Below are 19,065 nucleotides of genomic sequence, written 5' to 3'. Positions count from 1 at the left end.
AAAGAGCGTCAGTACACATTACAAAAAGCAAAAAAAAGAGGCTGTGCGCACGACGCATTGCCTCTTTTTTTTGTCACCATTTATAACTGGCTTATATCATTATACCTAGTTCACCATCACTCGCTTATGCTTACAACAGCTTAATAGGTGAATCACCGTAAACCCATAACAGACAGCGCTTTGCGACAAATGTGAATCACCTTGTCATTAAAACGATCTAGCCCTGACTCACCTACAGCCCAGCACTGGCGTGGCTTTCATTAGCATGAGAAAAAAAACCTACCAGTTGGCAGGTTTTCAATTCAAATTTGCGTAACTAAATTACCAACCGGTAATTTCACGTAAACCTTTGCCAATCTCCGCAAGTGAACGGACAGTCTTAACGCCAGCCGCTTCTAAAGCTTTAAACTTCTCGTCAGCTGTGCCTTTACCGCCAGCAATGATTGCACCAGCATGTCCCATACGTTTACCAGGAGGCGCGGTCACGCCAGCAATGTAAGAAACAACAGGCTTAGTCACATGTGCTTTGATATATTCAGCAGCTTCTTCTTCCGCCGTTCCGCCAATTTCACCAATCATCACGATTGCTTCAGTTGCTGGATCTTCTTGGAACAACTTCAAAATATCAATGAAGTTAGAGCCTGGAATTGGATCACCACCAATACCAACACAAGTTGACTGGCCAAAGCCTTCGTCAGTTGTTTGCTTAACCGCTTCATAGGTTAATGTACCAGAACGAGAAACAATACCCACTTTACCTGGCTTGTGAATGTGTCCAGGCATGATACCGATCTTACATTCACCCGGAGTGATAACACCCGGACAATTTGGGCCAATCATACGCGCGCCCTTTTGGTCCACGTATTCTTTGACATAAAGCATATCGATAGTTGGGATACCTTCAGTGATACAAACCACTAATTCGATACCAGCATCTACCGCTTCAATAATTGAATCTTTGCAAAATGGTGCAGGTACATAAATAACGGTTGCCGTGGCACCTGTTGATTCAACTGCTTCTTTCACTGTATTGAATACAGGAAGACCTAAATGCGAAGTACCACCTTTACCAGGAGTTACACCACCAACCATTTGCGTTCCATAAGCAATTGCTTGTTCTGAATGAAAAGTACCTTGTCCACCAGTAAAACCTTGGCAGATAACTTTAGTGTCTTTATTAATTAATACTGACATTATTTGCCCTCCGCAGCAGCAACAACTTTAAGCGCAGCATCCGTCAATGACTCTGCAGCAATGATATCTAAACCAGAACCGGCAAGTACTTCACGACCTAGTTCGGCGTTGGTACCTTCAAGACGAACAATTACTGGCACGTTAACACCAACCTCTTTAACTGCACCGATAATACCTTCAGCAATCATATCGCAACGTACGATCCCACCGAAAATGTTAACCAATACGGCTTTAACTTTGCTGTCTGATAAGATAATTTTAAACGCTTCAGCAACACGTTCTTTAGTTGCACCGCCCCCAACATCGAGGAAGTTAGCAGGGCTGCCGCCATGCAAATTAACGATATCCATGGTTCCCATCGCTAAGCCTGCGCCATTAACCATACAACCAACATTGCCGTCTAGAGCGACATAGTTCAATTCAAATTTAGCAGCATGCGCTTCACGTGCGTCTTCTTGAGACGGATCGTTCATATCACGCACTTTAGGCTGACGATATAGTGCATTACCATCAACACCCAATTTAGCATCTAAGCAATGCAGATCGCCATCAGCCTTGATTACTAGTGGGTTGATTTCAATCATGGCTAGGTCAAGATCTTCAAACATCTTAGCCAAACCCATAAAGATAGTTGTGAACTGACGAATTTGAACACCCTTCAGGCCTAACTTGAATGCGATATCTCTGGCTTGGAATGGCTGAGCACCGACTAATGGATCAATTTCAGCTTTGAGGATCTTTTCTGGTGTTTGTTCAGCAACAGTCTCAATTTCAACACCACCTTCGGTAGATGCCATGAAAATAATTCTGCGCGACGTTCTATCAACTACTGCGCCGAGATACAATTCTTGAGCGATATCAGTGCATGTTTCAACAAGAATCTTACTGACCGGCTGACCCTTTTCATCTGTTTGATACGTGACCAAGTTTTTACCAAGCCAGGTTTCAGCGAACGCTCTAATGTCAGCTTTATCTTTAACGAGTTTCACGCCGCCGGCTTTGCCGCGACCTCCAGCGTGTACTTGACATTTAACTACCCATTCAGTTCCGCCGATGCGGTCTGCAGCTTCAACAGCAGCTTGAGGAGTCTCAGCTGCGTATCCTTCAGATACTGGCAAACCGTATTCTTTGAATAACTGTTTGCCTTGGTATTCATGCAAATTCATGTTGATTTATCCGATTTTATTTAATAGAAAAGCCGCCGTTGATTCCTTCGAAAAGTACTACGGCGACTTGTTTTGCTTAGCCAAATTCTATCACAAACTTAGCCTCATCACAGGGGATAAAGCTGTTATCTCCTGGGTTTTTCGATTCAAAATTCGTTGTTAACTTAATATTTACACATCAAGTAACAAACGAGTTGGGTCTTCTAACATCTCTTTAACAGTGACTAAGAAGCCAACCGACTCTTTACCATCGACTATGCGATGATCATAAGATAATGCCAAATACATCATAGGTAGTATTTCAACTTTGCCATTCACAGCCATTGGACGGTCTTGGATTTTATGCATTCCCAAAATCGCGCTTTGTGGTGGGTTGATAATTGGTGTAGACATTAAAGAGCCAAAAACACCACCATTAGTGATAGTAAAGTTACCGCCTTGCAGGTCAGACAATGCTAGTTTGCCATCGCGACCTTTAAGCGCTAGTGCTTTAATTCCTTTTTCAACGCCAGCCATCCCAAGGGTATCAGTATCACGCAAAATAGGCGTTACTAAGCCACGGGGTGTGGAAACCGCAATCGAGATATCGAAGTAGTTATGGTAACAAATGTCGTCACCATCAATTGATGCGTTAACTTCTGGGAAACGTTTCAGTGCTTCAGTTACTGCCTTAACATAGAAAGACATAAAACCTAAACGGATGCCATGACGCTTTTCAAAGCTCTCTTGGTATTGCTTACGCAAATCCATGATTGGCTTCATATTAACTTCGTTAAAAGTGGTCAACATTGCTGTCGTATTTTTTGCTTCCATTAGCCGGTTAGCAATTGTTTTCCGCAAACGTGTCATTGGTACGCGTTTTTCAGTGCGCTCGCCTGCTGCCACAGATGGTGCTGTACTTGGTCCAGCACTTGGCGCGGGTGACGGGGCTGATACTGCAGGAGCTGGCGCTTTCAAATATTTTTCAACGTCTTCTTTGCTTATTCTGCCGCCTTTGCCTGTACCCTTCACTTTACTAGCATCAACACCTTTTTCAGCAAGTAGTCGACGAACGGAAGGACTTAATGCATCTGAATCACCTTCATCTTCTGGTTCGGCAACTGCAGTTGCCGCTTCTGGTGTAGATATCGCTGCTGCAGTTCCAGCAACAAAGTTTGCAATAACCGCTTCTGCAAGCACTGTTTCACCTTCTTGTGCCAAAATTTCAGAAATTGAACCATCAGCCGGTGCAACAACTTCTAGCACCACTTTGTCAGTTTCAATATCAACCAAGTTTTGATCTCTTTTTACTGCTTGACCTGGTTGAACATGCCAAGTAGCGATCGTTGCATCAGCCACAGATTCCGGTAACACCGGAACTTTAATTGCGGTAACTGCGTCTGTAGCTGCGGACGTTGCAGATTCTGGTACTGCTGGTGCTTGATTTTCTGTTACTGCTGGTGCTTGAGTTTCCGGAATTGCTTTAGCAGCAACTCCCGCTTCCACTTTGCCGATGACTTGCTCACCTAAAACGGTATCACCTTCACCATGTATAATTTCTGATAAGACGCCGTCTTCGGGTGCTACGACTTCCAGTACTACTTTGTCAGTTTCAATATCAACCAGATTTTGATCTCTGGTAACAGTGTCGCCAGCTTTAACATGCCAAGTTGCGATTGTTGCATCTGCTACTGATTCAGGTAATACGGGAACTTTTATTTCAATTGTCATCTGGGTTCCTTAGTTTATTGTAAGTGCGTCTTCAACCAACGCTTTTTGTTGTTGGTTGTGTACAGAAACATAACCAACTGCAGGTGAAGCCGACGCTTTACGACCTGCATAAGTTAAGTTAGATCCTTGCGGAATTGACTGCCATATATGATGTTGGCTGCAATACCACGCACCTTGATTCTGTGGTTCTTCTTGACACCAAACCCAATCAGTCACATGTTCATACTTAGCCATAATGGCTTTGAACTCTTCTTGAGGGAATGGATACAGTTGCTCTAAACGAACAATTGCAACGTCGTCTTTTTGGTTCTTGCGACGCTGGTCAAGCAAGTCGTAATAAACCTTACCTGAACACATAACGACACGTTTGACATGCTGTGGGTCTAACTCATCAACTTCATCAATCACGTTGTAGAATACACCAGCAGCTAACTCCTCAATTGAAGAAACGGCGAGTGGATGACGCAGTAATGATTTTGGCGACATAACAATCAATGGCCGACGCATAGGTCGAACCGCTTGACGACGCAACATATTGTATACTTGTGCTGGTGTCGATGGCACACATACTTGCCAATTATGGTCAGCACACATTTGCAACCATCTCTCTAAACGAGCGGAACTGTGCTCAGGACCTTGACCTTCATAACCGTGTGGCAATAACATGGTCAAGCCGCATAAGCGGCCCCACTTTGCTTCACCTGAGGATAAGAATTGGTCAAACACGACTTGAGCACCGTTTGCGAAATCACCGAACTGAGCTTCCCAAATAGTTAAGTAAGAAGGCTCTGCGGTGGCGAAACCGTATTCGAATGCCATAACCGCTTCTTCTGACAATACAGAATCATAAATATCCATTCGACCCTGGTCAGCTGAAATATTTTGTAATGGCAAATAAGTTGAACCATCTTCTTGGTTGTGCAAAACCGCGTGACGGTGGAAGAATGTGCCTCGACCTGAATCTTGACCCGTTATACGTATATTAGTTTTATCTGCCAGAATACTTGCATACGCTAAGTTTTCAGCCATTCCCCAATCAAGCATCTTTTCACCATCAACCATCGCTTTTCGATCAAGGTAAAGTTTATTTATGCGAGATTGTAAGCGATGCTTTTCAGGATAATTAATTAACGCCGTACCTAACTCTTTCATTTTCTCGACAGACAAACTACCGTCGTATTCAACATCCCAATCATGCCCAATGTAAGGTGACCAATCCACTGAATGCTCAGTCATAGGCCGCCACTCTTGAACAACACAAGCACCGTGGTCGAGTGCTGCTCTATAATCCGTCATCAATTTGTCAACTTCGTGTTTCTCAATCGTGCCTTCAGCAATCAATTGATCGGCATAAATTAGGCGAGCCACTGGATGCTTCTTAATTTTTCGATACATGAGCGGCTGAGTAGCACTTGGCTCATCAGCTTCATTGTGACCATGGCGACGATAACAAACTAGGTCGATAACGACGTCGCTCTTAAATTTATTTCTGTAGTCTAGTGCTAGCTTAGTCACAAACATGACAGCTTCAGGATCATCCGCATTAACATGGAAAATCGGCGCCTGAACCATTTTTGCAATATCAGTACAATACTGAGTAGAACGCGCATCTTCGATGTTCGATGTTGTAAAGCCGACTTGGTTATTGATAACAATACGAACCGTACCACCCACTTTAAACCCGCGTGTTTGTGACATATTAAACGTTTCTTGCACAACACCCTGACCAGCAATTGCTGCATCACCATGGATAGTAATTGGTAATACTGCTGAACCATCTTCGCAATGACGTCTTTGTAATCGAGCTCTTACCGAGCCCATGACCACTGGGTTAACGATCTCTAAATGCGACGGATTAAACGCAAGGGCTAAGTGAACATTACCGCCTGATGTTGCAAAATCAGATGAGAAACCAGCATGGTATTTAACATCGCCGGCACCTAAGGTATCGTCATGTTTTCCAGCAAATTCATCGAACAATACCGATGGATTTTTACCCAACACGTTAACCAGTACATTTAAACGACCACGATGAGCCATCCCAATGACAACTTCTTTGGTTCCAAATGCCCCAGCTTGGGTAATCAAGCCTTTAAGCATGGGTACTAAAGCGTCTCCGCCCTCTAATGAAAATCGCTTGGCACCGGTAAATTTAGCACCTAAGTATTTCTCCATGCCGTCCGCTGCAATGAGGCCTTTGAGAATGTTTATTTTTTCGTCTCGGTCAATCACTGGTTTGGCTTCAACTGATTCAATACGCTGTTGTAGCCAGCGTTTCTGTTCAGTATCTGTAATATGCATATATTCAGAACCAATCGAACCGCAGTAAGTGCGGTTGAGCGATTTAAATAAATCACCTAAGCCCATTTTGTCAGCATTAACAGCGTAAGAGCCAAGATTAAACATGGCGCCGAAATCGCTTTCTGATAAATTATGGTGTTTTAATTCCAAATCTCGCACTTTAGGCTGTATCCATAGACTTAATGGGTCTAGGTTGGCGTGTTGATGACCACGAAAACGGTAAGCATTGATCAACTGCAATACTTTTACCTGTCGCTCATCACTTTGAACACCGCCTTGCGTTGCCGCAGCGCCTGAAGTAAAACGTGCAGCGGGGCCTAATGAGGCCATGTGCTTAAAATCAGCCTTGATTTGGGTATGGTTGGATTCGACTTCTACCCCCTCTACCTTAGGGAGTGCATCAAAGATAATTTTCCAATTTTCTAAAATACTTTGTGGATCGTCAAGGTAAGCTTCATACATCTCTTCAATGTAAGCGGCATTACCTCCCGCCATGTGGGATGAATCCCACCATGCTTTCATCACGCTATCTTGCATTCTTCAGCCTTGATATAAAAAGTTATGTGCATTGTATTCTAAGTAGATTCTTTTTGTAAATTAAGTATTACGCTTTTATAAGGATATATACGACTATAACGGTATAAGATGACATATATAAGCTCAATTATAGGAAAAACTCGAATTCTTAAATCATTATCTCTTAATTGATATTAATTTTTGATTTAGTTTTGTTTGCATAAAAAAATAGCCGTCCCTCTCGGGACAGCTATTTAGCATTCAAACGTACCTAGCGAATAGGTAATAGGCACTAAACAGCCCGTTGTAACAGCATCGACTTAATCTGGCCGATTGCTTTTGTTGGGTTCAACCCTTTAGGACAGACGCTAACGCAGTTCATGATGCTATGGCAACGAAATACACTAAACGCGTCATCTAAATTATTCAGACGTTCGTCGGTAGCGGTGTCACGAGAATCAATTAAGAACCTATATGCGTGCAATAGGCCAGCTGGCCCAATAAATTTATCTGGGTTCCACCAAAATGATGGGCAAGCAGATGAGCAACATGCGCATAAAATACATTCATAAAGACCATCTAATTTAGCTCGGTCTTCTTGTGATTGTATAAACTCACGTGCTGGCGGTTGTTTGTCATCATTGATCAAGAATGGCTTAATCTTCTCATACTGAGTATAAAATTGCGTCAAATCGACTACTAGGTCACGCACAACAGGCAGACCCGGCAAAGGACGAACGACAATCTTGCCTTTGCGTAAAGACGACAAAGGGGTGATGCACGCCAAGCCATTTTTACCGTTCATGTTCATACCGTCAGAACCACACACACCTTCACGGCATGAGCGACGGAAAGACAATGTCGGGTCTTTTTCTTTTAATGCAATCAAAGCGTCAAGCACCATCATGTCTTGGCCGTCTTCGACCTCTAACTGATAATCTCGCATCTTAGGTGCATCATCTACATCTGGGTTATATCGATAAATCGAAAAATCTAACATCATAATGATTACTCCTATTAATAAGAACGTACTTTCGGCGGAAAGGCTTCTCTAAGCTTCGGCGTCATATTTACTTCACGACGACGCATAGAATCTGTATTCGGTAAATACAAGCTATGACACAACCAATTTTCATCGTCTCTCTCAGGGAAATCGAAACGGCTGTGCGCGCCTCGACTCTCGGTTCTAAAGTTCGCTGCAACAGCTGTGCTGTATGCGGTTTCCATTAGGTTATCTAGCTCTAAACATTCAATACGTTGGGTATTGAAATCTGAACTCTTGTCATCTAAACGCGCATTTTGCAAACGTTCACGAATATCTTTAAGTTCCTGAAGGCCCTCGGCCATTGCTTCACCTTCACGGAAAACCGAGAAGTTTAGCTGCATGCACTGCTGCATGTCTTTCTTGATTTGCACAGGGTCTTCACCCTTGCCTTTTTCAGAACTTTCCCAGCGATTAAAGCGCGCCATTGTTGCTTCAATGTCTGAAGCCGACGCATCACTTTTCACATCCATTTGGTCTAAACTTTTACCAAGATGTAAACCGGTAGCACGACCAAATACAACGAGGTCAAGCAACGAGTTACCGCCAAGACGGTTAGCGCCATGCACAGAAACACACGCAATTTCACCACAAGCAAACAGGCCATCTACGATGGATTCGTTACCATCAATGTCAACGTTAATGACTTCTCCATTAACGTTAGTCGGGATCCCGCCCATCATATAGTGACAAGTTGGTATTACTGGGATCGGTTCTTTTACAGGGTCAACGTGTGCAAAGGTTCTTGATAATTCAAGAATACCCGGTAAACGTGATTCCAACACATCTTTGCCCAGGTGATCGAGCTTCAGTTTCAAATGAGGACCCCAAGGACCATCACAACCACGACCTTCACGAATTTCTGTCATCATCGAACGTGCGACTACGTCACGACCGGCAAGGTCTTTCGCGTTTGGCGCATAACGTTCCATGAAACGCTCACCATCTTTATTTAATAAGTAACCACCCTCACCGCGACAACCTTCAGTTACAAGCGTACCTGCACCGGCGATACCTGTCGGATGAAATTGCCACATTTCCATATCTTGTAGTGGGACACCAGCCCTGACTGCCATACCAATACCATCTCCAGTATTGATGTGCGCATTAGTGGTAGAGGCATAAATGCGCCCAGCGCCGCCAGTCGCTAATACGACGGCTTTCGATTTAAAGTAGACCAATTCGCCAGTTTCAATATCAATTGCTGTACAACCGACAACCTGACCCTGTTGGTTTTTAACTAGGTCTAGCGCATACCACTCACTGAACACTTTTGTGCGATTTTTTACATTTTGTTGATACAATAAATGTAATAACGCATGGCCAGTTCTATCAGCTGCGGCTGCTGTTCTTGCTGCTTGCTCGCCACCAAAATTGGTAGACTGCCCGCCAAATGGACGTTGGTATATTTTGCCTTCTTCAGTACGCGAAAAAGGCAAACCCATGTTTTCCATTTCGATAATAGCCTCAGGACCTGTTTTACACATGTACTCAATGGCTTCTTGATCGCCAATGTAATCTGACCCCTTTACGGTGTCATACATATGCCATTCCCAGTTATCTTCATGTGAATTACCTAGTGCAACGGTAATACCGCCTTGTGCTGATACTGTATGTGAACGGGTCGGAAACACTTTGGATAACAAAGCACACGACTTACCAGACTCTGAAATCTGCAAAGCAGCTCGCATGCCGGCGCCGCCAGCGCCAATAACTACCGCGTCAAACTCATGCACGGGTAAACTCATATTATACACCCCATAAAACGAAAAGACCTACTGCAACATACGCGAATGCAATAAGGTTAAGAACATATTGAAGACCGGCGCGTAAACCAGTTGGTTTAACGTAATCTGTTAATACCTGCCACAATCCTATACGCACGTGTATCATAATTGAGATCAATGTGGCTAGCGTAAATGCCTTCATATAAATATTTGCAAAGAGACTCTGCCACACTTCAAACGTAATAACTGGGGTTGTCACGAAAAAATACACCATAAAAAATGTAAATGCAGTCATGATGGCAGCCGTGGTGCGCGTCGAAACGTAATCTTGAATACCGTTCCTTTTCATTGATGCTTCGTTCGTTACCATAATATAACTCCTAATACGATTGTTATCACAACCCACATTACCATCGCAGCTCTTGCGCTATTGTTACCTGAATCAAGCTCTTCCCAATAACCCATGTCCATTACTACATGTCTTATACCACCGATAATGTGGTATGACAGCGCCGACAAGGTACCAATTGAAATTACTTTTCCGTACCAAGCCTCCATCATGCTGTTAACGGAATTATATCCTTCGATTGACGCAACAGAGGTAGCCCAAGCGTAAATGACAAACAACAATGCGAAAAACATTGCCACTCCTGTTACACGGTGGAGAATTGATGCAACCGCTGCGGGTGGAAAACTAATGGTATTAAGATCTAAATTTACTGGTCTTTGTTTCTTCACAATAATATGCCTGTAGTCGTTCTTGGTAGTGCACCACTAATGAATGGTTTATGCGCTTACCTGAGTTGTGTGTTTTACTTTTGCGGGGCGTACTAGCGCCCTATATTTGTTAACAATTTGTGAATTAAATATGACTAAATTGGAACAAAAAAGATTGCTTCGATTTAGCGGTCTATAATATAACAATCCGTCCATTAAATTACAATTTTTTGTTGTCTATTAAGGCTTTAGTCTTAAACATTTATTACCCCCCTTAATAGTGTCGGTCAATACAGAATATTTATTAATCGAATGTGCATTTAAATTGACTTACTATTACAATACCAGTACAAATAGCGCCACTTTTCGTCACGATGTGAACAATATTGTCGATAATAACGTATTTTTCGACTACAACGATACAGTGGTAAATTAAAGAGGAGAACACTGCATGGCAAATGATATAGCCATTTTAAAAGTAGGTGATAAAGAAATCGAACTTCCAATTTTGACTGGAACTGCAGGTCATCCTGTGATTGACGTCAGAGCTTTGGGCGGCAAAGGTTACTTTACTTTCGACCCAGGCTTCATGGCTACAGGTTCATGTGAATCTTCAATTACATTCATTGATGGAGCCAAAGGTGTATTATTACATAGAGGCTATCCAATAGATGAGTTAGCACGCGATTCTGATTATTTAGAAGTTTGTCATATGCTTTTGCACGGACACGCGCCCACAACAGAAGAATATATTCAATTCAAAGACACAATTACTCGTCACACCCTATTGCATGAGCAAATTAACATGTTCTTTCATGGTTTCAGAAATGACGCTCACCCAATGGCGATGCTTTGCGGCACCGTTGGCGCAATGTCGTCGTTCTACCACAGTGACTTAGATGTAAACAGTGAAGACCAGCGTCTTCGCAGCGCGCATCGTCTAATTGCGAAAATGCCAACGTTAGTTGCAATGTGCTATAAGTATAACGTTGGACAACCGTTTGTTTACCCACGAAATGACCTAAGTTACGCTGGAAATTTCCTCAATATGATGTTCTCAGTGCCCGCGGAAGAGTATAAAATTAGTCCAACTGTTGAGCGTGCGATGGATAGAATATTTATATTACATGCAGATCACGAGCAAAATGCATCTACGTCTACCGTTCGTTTAGCAGGGTCTTCAGGTGCAAACCCTTATGCATGTATTGCTGCGGGTGTTGCTTCTTTGTGGGGTCCTGCACATGGCGGCGCCAACGAAGCATGTTTAGAAATGCTAGAAGAAATTGGCACCGTTGACCGTATTCCAGAATTCATTGACAGAGCAAAAGACAAAGATGACTCGTTCCGTTTGATGGGCTTTGGCCATCGTGTTTATAAAAATCACGACCCTCGAGCGACCGTTATGCGTGAAAGCTGTCACGAAGTATTGGCTGAATTGAAGTTAAACGATCCACTTCTTGAAGTCGCAATGGAACTAGAACGTATTGCGCTGAGTGACCCATATTTCGCAGAGAAGAAGTTATTCCCTAATGTCGACTTCTACTCAGGAATTATACTCAAAGCGATTGGTATTCCTACCAATATGTTTACCTGCATTTTCGCATTATCGAGAACAGTAGGTTGGATTTCGCATTGGCATGAAATGCTAAGTCAACCAGGTCAAAAAATTGGTCGTCCACGTCAGTTGTATACGGGCGAAGGGCAGCGTAAGTATACTCCTATAAAAAGGTAATCTACGCTTTATTAGTTAAAGATTAAGGCGCCTTTTGGCGCCTTTTTTATCAAACTAAACATACAAATCAAAGGGTTAATATGCCAATACAGTTTAAAATACTTGGTTACGCGGGACTACTACCATTTATATGTCTTCCGCTGTTAATAGTCACTGACATAACTAATTATTACTATACATTTCAACACTTTGTACAATACTCAGCCATTATACTTTCATTCTTTGGTGGTATTCATTGGTATGATGCACTCCAGAATAACCGCGTTAACCATCAGTTATATGTGGCTATGCTACCCAGTATTGTGGGCTGGTTAGGATTGGTGATGCTTGACGGTAACGTGTTATTAGGTATTTTATCTTGCGCATTTATTGGCATGCTCATGTACGACAAATATACCTTGGTTATGCAAAAAGCAAAAATCATTGAGTACACAACGTTGCGCTTGGCACTAACCACAATTGTTGTAGTGTGCCACCTAGCAATGGCTTTAGTCGCATAAGAAAGCCGACAACAACTCGTTCTCAATTAGCTAGATCGTAAGGCATGTCTCATGTATGAAGACTCAAAACCAATGACAGTAGAATATTTACGTCGTATTAACCGGTTATTAAATCCATCAGTTCTTTGGTTTTCTCTTGCATTAAGGCTATATCGCCTCTAGATTCAACGTTTAAACGTATTACGGGCTCTGTATTAGACTTTCTCAAGTTGAAACGCCAAGTACCAAACTCCATACCAATGCCGTCTGTCTTATCAATCGTTTGGGCTTGATCGCCGTAATACTCAACCACTTTTTTAATCGTCAACCCTGCGTTTTCAACCGTAGAATTGATTTCACCTGACGAGGGAAACGCTTCAATACGTTCTCTCACCAATGCTGATAATGGTTGTTTTGTGGTGCTAAGCAACTCTGCAACAAGCATCCATGGGATCATACCCGAATCGCAATATGCAAAGTCACGAAAGTAATGATGAGCGCTCATTTCGCCACCATAGATCGCATCTTCCTTACGCATTCTTTCCTTTATAAAAGCATGCCCAGTTTTGCATTTAACCGCCTTTCCTCTACCCACTTTGATAATTTCTTCAGTATTCCAAAAAACCCGTGGATCATAAATAATACGCGCGCCCTTTTCTTTTGCTAAAAAGGCTTGCGCTAATAAGCCGACGATGTAGTAGCCTTCGACAAATTGACCTTTTTCATCGAATAAAAAACAACGATCAAAATCACCGTCCCAAGCAATTCCCATATTAGCCTTATGAGCAATCACCGCATTTGCTGTATCAGCCCGATTTTCGGGTAACAAAGGGTTAGGAATACCATTAGGAAAATCGCCATTAGCTTCATGGTGCACTTTAATAAATTCAACAGCGACATGTTGGTGCTGAAAAAACAGTTCAATAGCATCAAGCGCAGGCCCGGCAGAGCCATTACCCGCATTAACGACTAACTTTAAAGGAGATAGCTTTTTATAGTTAATATAACTTGCTAGGTGCAAAACGTAGTCATTTACACAACTAACACGCTCATAATGGTGAGTTTCAAGTAGCTTTCTTTCCTGTATGGAATGCATACCATTGAGAAAGTCATCATCGCTCACTAGTTCACCATCACTGAAGGCATGCAAGCGAGCCTGCACATTCATCTCATCGTAACTTTCAGCTCTATCTCGTATCGCAAACAAGCCACTATCACCGCTAATTGGAATGGAGCCGGCTTTAACCAGTTTTAATCCATTGTAATTAATCGGATTATGAGATGCTGTTACTTCAATACCACCATCGACACCCAGGTGTTTAGTTGCAAAATAAATTTCTTCTGTCCCACACATTCCTAAATCGCTGACGCTAGCGCCGCCATCAATGAGGCCGGCAGATAAAGCCAATTTAAGTGGAATAGATGTTTTTCTTACATCGGCACCTACCACAACACTGCGCGCTTGCAGTTCTTCTGCAAAAGCTCTACCAATGCGATATGCAACAGACTCGGTTAATTGCTCTATCAGTTCGCCACGGATATCGTAAGCTTTGAAACACGTAATTTTAGTCATTATTATTAGTCTTTGATTTTTACTTTGAAAATAGAGAGATCAAGGAGGGAGGAAATAAAGTCACCTTCTTTTTCTACTCTGTTATTTTTTTTCTTCAACACGCCCATATCGGTCTGAAAACCGAACAATATCGTCTTCGCCAAGGTAACTTCCAGACTGGACTTCGATAAGCTCTAAAAGAATTTTACCGGGGTTTTCCAATGCATGAATTTCACCAATAGGAATATAAACAGATTCATTTTCCGTCACTAACAATGTTTTCTCACCAATGGTTACATTGGCACTACCTGACACCACAATCCAATGTTCTGCGCGATGATGATGCATTTGCACACTGAGTTTTTCACCCGGCTTTACACTAATGCGTTTGACTTGGTAACGAGTGCCATTGTCAATAGAATCGTAACTGCCCCATGGTCTAAATACTTCGCGATGAAACTCAAACTCTGGACGCTTTTGGGCTTTTAATTGACTAACAACGTTCTTAATGTACTGCACTTTATTTTTGTTTGCTACCAATACAGCATCTTTGGTCTCGACCACGACGATATCATCTAAGCCTATTACCGCAATAAGACGTTGCTCAGAATTAATATAACTATTAGTGACACCATCAAGGATTGCATCACCAATAACAACGTTGCCCGATCCATCCTTATTTTCTGATGTTTCCCATAACGACGTCCAACTGCCAACATCGTTCCAACCAGCATCCAAAGGCACCATGCAGGCGTCAGATGTATGTTCCATAACGGCATAATCGATTGAATCATCAGGGCATTTAGCGAAAGCCTCGGCATCAACTCGGATAAATGTCATGTCTTTATCGGTGTTTTCCATTGCGCTGGTGCAGGCAGCAAAAATACCTGGTGCATGTTCACTTAACTCACGCAAATAGACACTTGCTTTAAACATAAACATGCCGCTATTCCAGTAATATTTGCCGCTTGCAAGGTATTCTTGCGCCGTTGCCAAATCTGGTTTTTCAACAAATTCAGCAACTTTAAAACCGACTTCATTAACTGGCTCGCCTGATTTTATATAGCCATAGCCTGTATGCGCCTCGTTTGGCACCACACCGAAGGTAACTAACTTGCCTTCATTAGCCAACACGGTGGCTTTATCGAGTGCTGAGTGAAAAGCACTATGATCAGAAATAAGATGATCTGCCGCCAGTATTAACAGCACTGGGTCTTCACCCTGTTGCAGCGCTCTCAGAGCCGCCAAGGCAATTGCAGGAGCAGTATTACGGCCAACCGGTTCCAATATAATGCTGTCGTAATTAATATTGGCGACACGTAATTGTTCTGCTGCCATAAAGCGATGTTCTTCATTACAAATGAAAAGGGGCAACTCCATTTTATCAGAGGGTAACCGCAAAATAGTATCTTGCAGCATTGTCTTATCAGACGTTAGCGCTAAAAACTGCTTGGGTAATGCAGCGCGAGACTTTGGCCACAAACGGCTTCCAGTGCCACCAGCAAGAACAACAGGCTTCATGAACGTTCCTTTTAAATCATAATTGGCTTGATGGTATTGAATAAAAGCACTTTATTCAATGCAAAACCGCCATATTTTATCTATTTTTTAAGGAATTGCCGACCAAATATACTTGGCGCCCCTCTATTGCGTTAGCACATCTTGTCGAAAATCATATTAAACTTGATTGATTTCCTTTTGGGAGCTCATCACAAATGGTTCATAGTGCACAACCGGCTCATTTAGCCTCGGTAATTTCACGACCAAGTAAAAAACGCGTCTGACTGAGCGTTGTTTCTAACATATCAGGCTCACTACCGAAACTGATATGTGAGAGTCTAACCCTTTTTATGGTTCTAAAAATCAATGTCCGATGAGCCCAAGGACAGGCTAAACTCACAACAAATGATAGCGACCTGATTAAGGGATAAATTCAGCGCCTTGCTGATTAGAAATTATATTTCTTAAATGCAGAATCTTGACGAACAAATTTGCCATTACTCTTTTTAGTGTCGTACCATTGGCTTTGCCATACACCATTGCCTAATTAACCCATGATGAATTCCTCTTATTTAACATAGTAAGTTGATGTTGATAGTAAAGCGTTAAATTTATAGAACGTAACCTGCTAAAATCGGTCCCTACGTTCTATTTTTTAGAACGTTTACCACGATATGATTGACATAATTTAGCCTTATACCACTGGAATACAGAAAAACCTTATGACCACAGCAACCGTTTCCACTCGATTTTCAGGACTTGTTAGACTTTATACAAACGTTGGCCTGACTAAATTACAAAATGCTAATGTAGCCGTTGTCGGTATTGGTGGTGTTGGTTCTTGGAGTGCCGAAGCTTTAGCGCGCACAGCGATAGGAAATATCACGTTAATTGACCTTGATGATATTGCGCTAAGCAATATAAATAGACAAATACATGCGCTTTCATCGACTACTGAAGGGTCAAAAGTCGAGGTGATGAAGCAACGTATTCTGGACATTAATCCACAGTGTAAAGTAACTGCGATAGAGGACTTTGTCACCACTGAAACACTTCAAAACTATATTACAACTTCGTTCGATGTAGTTATTGATGCCGTAGACAGCGTTAAAGCGAAAGCTGCGATGATTGCTTTTTGCAAACGAAACAAGGTAAAAATCATTACCGTAGGCGGCGCAGGCGGACAGATAGATCCATTGAAAGTAACTTGCAACGACCTAGCTAAAACGATACAAGACCCGCTGGCGGCGAAGCTGCGTTCAGACTTACGCCGTTTTTATAATTTCAGTAAAAATCCTAAACGAAACTTTGGCGTAGAATGTGTTTATTCAACCGAACAGCTTCGTTATCCCCAGGCCGATGGCAGTGTGAGTTTTGAAAAAAATCAACAACAAGGTGCTGGCAAAATGGATTGTGCCACCGGTTTTGGCGCATTTGTTGGCGTTACAGCCACGTTTGGTCTGGTGGCTGCGACAAGAGCGATACAGTATATAGTTGAACGCAAAGTTTAACTTTTTACATCAACCTCTATACTTTCTCTCCTATACTGTTTGATATCATACATCAACGCAATTGCTAACCAAATACACACAATGCTAATCAATAGTGCTGTATTTTCGACCATCGCCATAACTTGCTCACTCAGCACAGCAGTCCCGGCTATTAGCAGTAAATAGTAGGGCAAATTAAGCAAGCCCGCCAAACCAATCACTTTCCATGACTTTTGTTGACTACCTTGTGAAAACATGAAAAAAGCCAATGAGTTGATATGGATCATGGCAAGCGCTAGGTGCTTTAGCTTGGTCTTTTTCTGCGCCACCTTCGCACCTTGTTGCTGCGAACGTTTACCGGATGCTTTACCTAGCATAAAATTGATAAACGAGCCAAGCGTTGCCGCTAAAACCATACATAGCGTTAAATAAGCAACATCCATGACAGAGGGTTTTGCTCCTACGACTAAAATGACGGCAAAAAACTGGCCTGGAAAATAAAAACCGACATACACTATCGACTCTAATAAAATAATAACAAAAATGATAAGGAAAAAACCATCTTGCATATTATCCTGCAACCATTCCAAAATACTCATACCCGCAGGAATAACATTAAAATTTACCAGCACACTAATGAGTAGCAGCGCAACTAGGGCTGAAAGTGGAAGGAAAGCTGCATATTTCATAATTTGCTCGCAAAAAGGTATCTACGGATAGTCTACGCTACGCTTGATAGTAGGATCATCCTGATTAATTATCGATGACTACGGTTTAAGTCATTAGTTAAGTGATTCACAAACGAGAATTAGATACCGAACAGCGTCTAATAACTTAGGTGAGCCACGTAAACGCTCAACTAATAGATTACCACGTTAATAGGTAAAACCATGATAGCGAACCATATCCATTGTATAGGCCCAAGACAACCTTAGAACGATGGCGTATTTTACAAGCGGTTGGTGACTATGGCGATACGCTCAAGCAGCCAAAAATCTGAACAAGTCGCAGTCGTCTCTGAATCATGCTGTGGCTAAATTACAGGGCATGTTGGATGTACAATTACTTAAAGTTATTGGACGAAAAGCGGTATTAACAGCGGCCGGTCATACTATGTTGCGACGCTCTCGTTATTTAACTCAGAATGTTAAAGATCTGGAATCGCTCGCGATCAATATCAACAAAGATTGGGAGCCTGAAGTTCAAATTGTGATTGACTTGGCCTACCCCAGAGAACGACTAAATACGGTATTGAAGTAATTTTTGCCACAATTAAATTTATTTTGGTTTGTCATCCTGCGCATCTACTCGCGTCAATGTCGCGGCCCATTGACCCAAATGAGTTAGCACAGCACCTCCAACTTGTCATTAAAGACTCATCTATATCACCCGAAGAAAAATCGGGCTGGTTTGCTTGCCCGTGCAAGGCAGTCCATTGAAACAATAGTATCCTTTGTATTATGAATTTAGACGCCAATCAGCAAGCATTATCCTCAGATGCTTGCTGGTTACTAAATACCACGCAAACAAGAATGCTGAAAATAGTGTTAATGCGGTAGGCCAAGCAAAAGCGAAATGTTGTGCGCGCAAAATATAAAGCTGGATAATAAGATCAGAAATAACCAGATAGGCGATAACCACCGGTAAGCCTGCGTAAAAACCACCTCGGTCAGCCTTCCATACCCGCTCTCTAAATCCCAAGAAAAGCAATGTCAGTATTGCCGGTAGCGCAGTGAGTAAGGAGAGATAAAACTGATATTTGAGCGGATAGAATATACTTAGTAATAGGCCTCCATCTTGCCTAAACGACAACGATGCAATAAAAACTACAATACCTCTTGCCAGAAAACACAGACATAAAAACAAAAGCCATGGCGGTTTTACTCGCCCTGCTTCATCGTATTTATATAGTGGAAGCTTCATCTTCATCCACGTTACG

16 protein-coding genes and 1 pseudogene are annotated in these 19,065 nt (G+C 42.3%); 4 read left to right on the top strand and 13 right to left on the bottom strand.

All coding sequences use genetic code 11. The features are described from left to right. Nucleotides 1-321 precede the first annotated feature (321 nt). The 8 genes from sucD to sdhC all read right to left on the bottom strand — a co-directional run bounded on the left by sucD (nucleotide 322) and on the right by sdhC (nucleotide 10,394). The gene (gene sucD / locus CXF81_RS18005; protein WP_101182784.1) at nucleotides 322-1,194 is read right to left on the bottom strand and encodes a succinate--CoA ligase subunit alpha; all 873 of its coding nucleotides are present in this window, start codon (nucleotides 1,192-1,194) and stop codon (nucleotides 322-324) included. Beyond that, nucleotides 1,194-2,360, bottom strand: coding sequence for an ADP-forming succinate--CoA ligase subunit beta (gene sucC / locus CXF81_RS18000; RefSeq protein WP_101182782.1), 1,167 nt, complete (start codon nucleotides 2,358-2,360; stop codon nucleotides 1,194-1,196). Before sucC ends, sucD begins: the two co-directional genes overlap by 1 nt. A gap of 171 nt (nucleotides 2,361-2,531) precedes the next feature. Beyond that, entirely contained in the window at nucleotides 2,532-4,070 is a 1,539-nt protein-coding gene (gene odhB / locus CXF81_RS17995) for a 2-oxoglutarate dehydrogenase complex dihydrolipoyllysine-residue succinyltransferase (RefSeq protein ID WP_101182780.1), read from the bottom strand. A 9-nt stretch (nucleotides 4,071-4,079) separates the two neighbouring features. Continuing rightward, nucleotides 4,080-6,908, bottom strand: a complete 2,829-nt coding sequence (sucA, locus tag CXF81_RS17990; RefSeq protein WP_101182779.1) for a 2-oxoglutarate dehydrogenase E1 component — start codon at nucleotides 6,906-6,908, stop codon at nucleotides 4,080-4,082. Nucleotides 6,909-7,179: 271 nt separating this feature from the next. Beyond that, nucleotides 7,180-7,890 carry a succinate dehydrogenase iron-sulfur subunit gene (locus CXF81_RS17985; RefSeq protein ID WP_101182778.1) on the bottom strand — a complete coding sequence of 237 codons (711 nt, stop codon included), beginning with the start codon at nucleotides 7,888-7,890 and terminating at the stop codon, nucleotides 7,180-7,182. A 14-nt stretch (nucleotides 7,891-7,904) separates the two neighbouring features. After that, on the bottom strand, nucleotides 7,905-9,677 hold the full coding sequence (sdhA, locus tag CXF81_RS17980; protein ID WP_101182776.1) for a succinate dehydrogenase flavoprotein subunit: 1,773 nt from the start codon (nucleotides 9,675-9,677) through the stop codon (nucleotides 7,905-7,907). A gap of 1 nt (nucleotide 9,678) precedes the next feature. After that, nucleotides 9,679-10,026, bottom strand: a complete 348-nt coding sequence (sdhD, locus tag CXF81_RS17975) for a succinate dehydrogenase, hydrophobic membrane anchor protein (RefSeq protein ID WP_101182775.1) — start codon at nucleotides 10,024-10,026, stop codon at nucleotides 9,679-9,681. Then, on the bottom strand, nucleotides 10,020-10,394 hold the full coding sequence (gene sdhC, locus CXF81_RS17970; RefSeq protein WP_101182773.1) for a succinate dehydrogenase, cytochrome b556 subunit: 375 nt from the start codon (nucleotides 10,392-10,394) through the stop codon (nucleotides 10,020-10,022). Before sdhC ends, sdhD begins: the two co-directional genes overlap by 7 nt. Before the next feature lie 430 nt (nucleotides 10,395-10,824). Here sdhC and CXF81_RS17965 point away from each other — a divergent pair, with 430 nt between their 5' ends. Both CXF81_RS17965 and CXF81_RS17960 read left to right on the top strand, forming a co-directional pair. Continuing rightward, nucleotides 10,825-12,105: a citrate synthase gene (locus CXF81_RS17965; protein ID WP_101182772.1), complete on the top strand. Its 1,281-nt coding sequence runs from the start codon at nucleotides 10,825-10,827 to the stop codon at nucleotides 12,103-12,105. A gap of 80 nt (nucleotides 12,106-12,185) precedes the next feature. Then, entirely contained in the window at nucleotides 12,186-12,605 is a 420-nt protein-coding gene (locus CXF81_RS17960) for a DUF3429 domain-containing protein (RefSeq protein WP_101182771.1), read from the top strand. A 97-nt stretch (nucleotides 12,606-12,702) separates the two neighbouring features. Here the strand turns inward: CXF81_RS17960 and CXF81_RS17955 are convergent, their stop codons facing one another. The 3 genes and pseudogenes from CXF81_RS17955 to CXF81_RS20735 form a co-directional block, all read right to left on the bottom strand. Then, the gene (locus tag CXF81_RS17955; RefSeq protein ID WP_101182769.1) at nucleotides 12,703-14,157 is read right to left on the bottom strand and encodes a phosphomannomutase CpsG; all 1,455 of its coding nucleotides are present in this window, start codon (nucleotides 14,155-14,157) and stop codon (nucleotides 12,703-12,705) included. Between the two features lie 81 nt (nucleotides 14,158-14,238). Further along, nucleotides 14,239-15,657 carry a mannose-1-phosphate guanylyltransferase/mannose-6-phosphate isomerase gene (locus CXF81_RS17950; protein WP_101182767.1) on the bottom strand — a complete coding sequence of 473 codons (1,419 nt, stop codon included), beginning with the start codon at nucleotides 15,655-15,657 and terminating at the stop codon, nucleotides 14,239-14,241. Between the two features lie 288 nt (nucleotides 15,658-15,945). Beyond that, nucleotides 15,946-16,183: pseudogene (locus tag CXF81_RS20735) on the bottom strand (glutathione S-transferase family protein); the annotation flags it as partial. 175 nt (nucleotides 16,184-16,358) lie between these two features. On the opposite strand from CXF81_RS20735, the gene tcdA reads away from it, so the two are divergent. Beyond that, a complete protein-coding gene (tcdA, locus tag CXF81_RS17940; RefSeq protein WP_101182765.1) occupies nucleotides 16,359-17,147 on the top strand; it encodes a tRNA cyclic N6-threonylcarbamoyladenosine(37) synthase TcdA in 789 nt (262 codons plus the stop codon). Here the strand turns inward: tcdA and CXF81_RS17935 are convergent. Continuing rightward, nucleotides 17,144-17,815, bottom strand: coding sequence for a DedA family protein (locus CXF81_RS17935; protein ID WP_101182764.1), 672 nt, complete (start codon nucleotides 17,813-17,815; stop codon nucleotides 17,144-17,146). The genes tcdA and CXF81_RS17935 overlap by 4 nt on opposite strands. Before the next feature lie 340 nt (nucleotides 17,816-18,155). Between CXF81_RS17935 and CXF81_RS20400 the strand changes: the two genes are divergently transcribed. Further along, on the top strand, nucleotides 18,156-18,386 hold the full coding sequence (locus CXF81_RS20400) for a hypothetical protein (RefSeq protein WP_232771985.1): 231 nt from the start codon (nucleotides 18,156-18,158) through the stop codon (nucleotides 18,384-18,386). Between the two features lie 198 nt (nucleotides 18,387-18,584). On the opposite strand, the gene CXF81_RS17925 is transcribed toward CXF81_RS20400, so the two are convergent. Further along, nucleotides 18,585-19,049 carry a DUF2919 domain-containing protein gene (locus CXF81_RS17925; RefSeq protein WP_232771984.1) on the bottom strand — a complete coding sequence of 155 codons (465 nt, stop codon included), beginning with the start codon at nucleotides 19,047-19,049 and terminating at the stop codon, nucleotides 18,585-18,587. Between the last annotated feature and the right edge of the window lie 16 nt (nucleotides 19,050-19,065).

The sequence above is a fragment of the Glaciecola sp. 33A genome (assembly GCF_002836745.1).
GTDB lineage: Bacteria > Pseudomonadota > Gammaproteobacteria > Enterobacterales > Alteromonadaceae > Glaciecola.
Note: the sequence above shows the minus strand (reverse complement) of the source record. Positions and strands in the feature narration are given on the sequence as shown.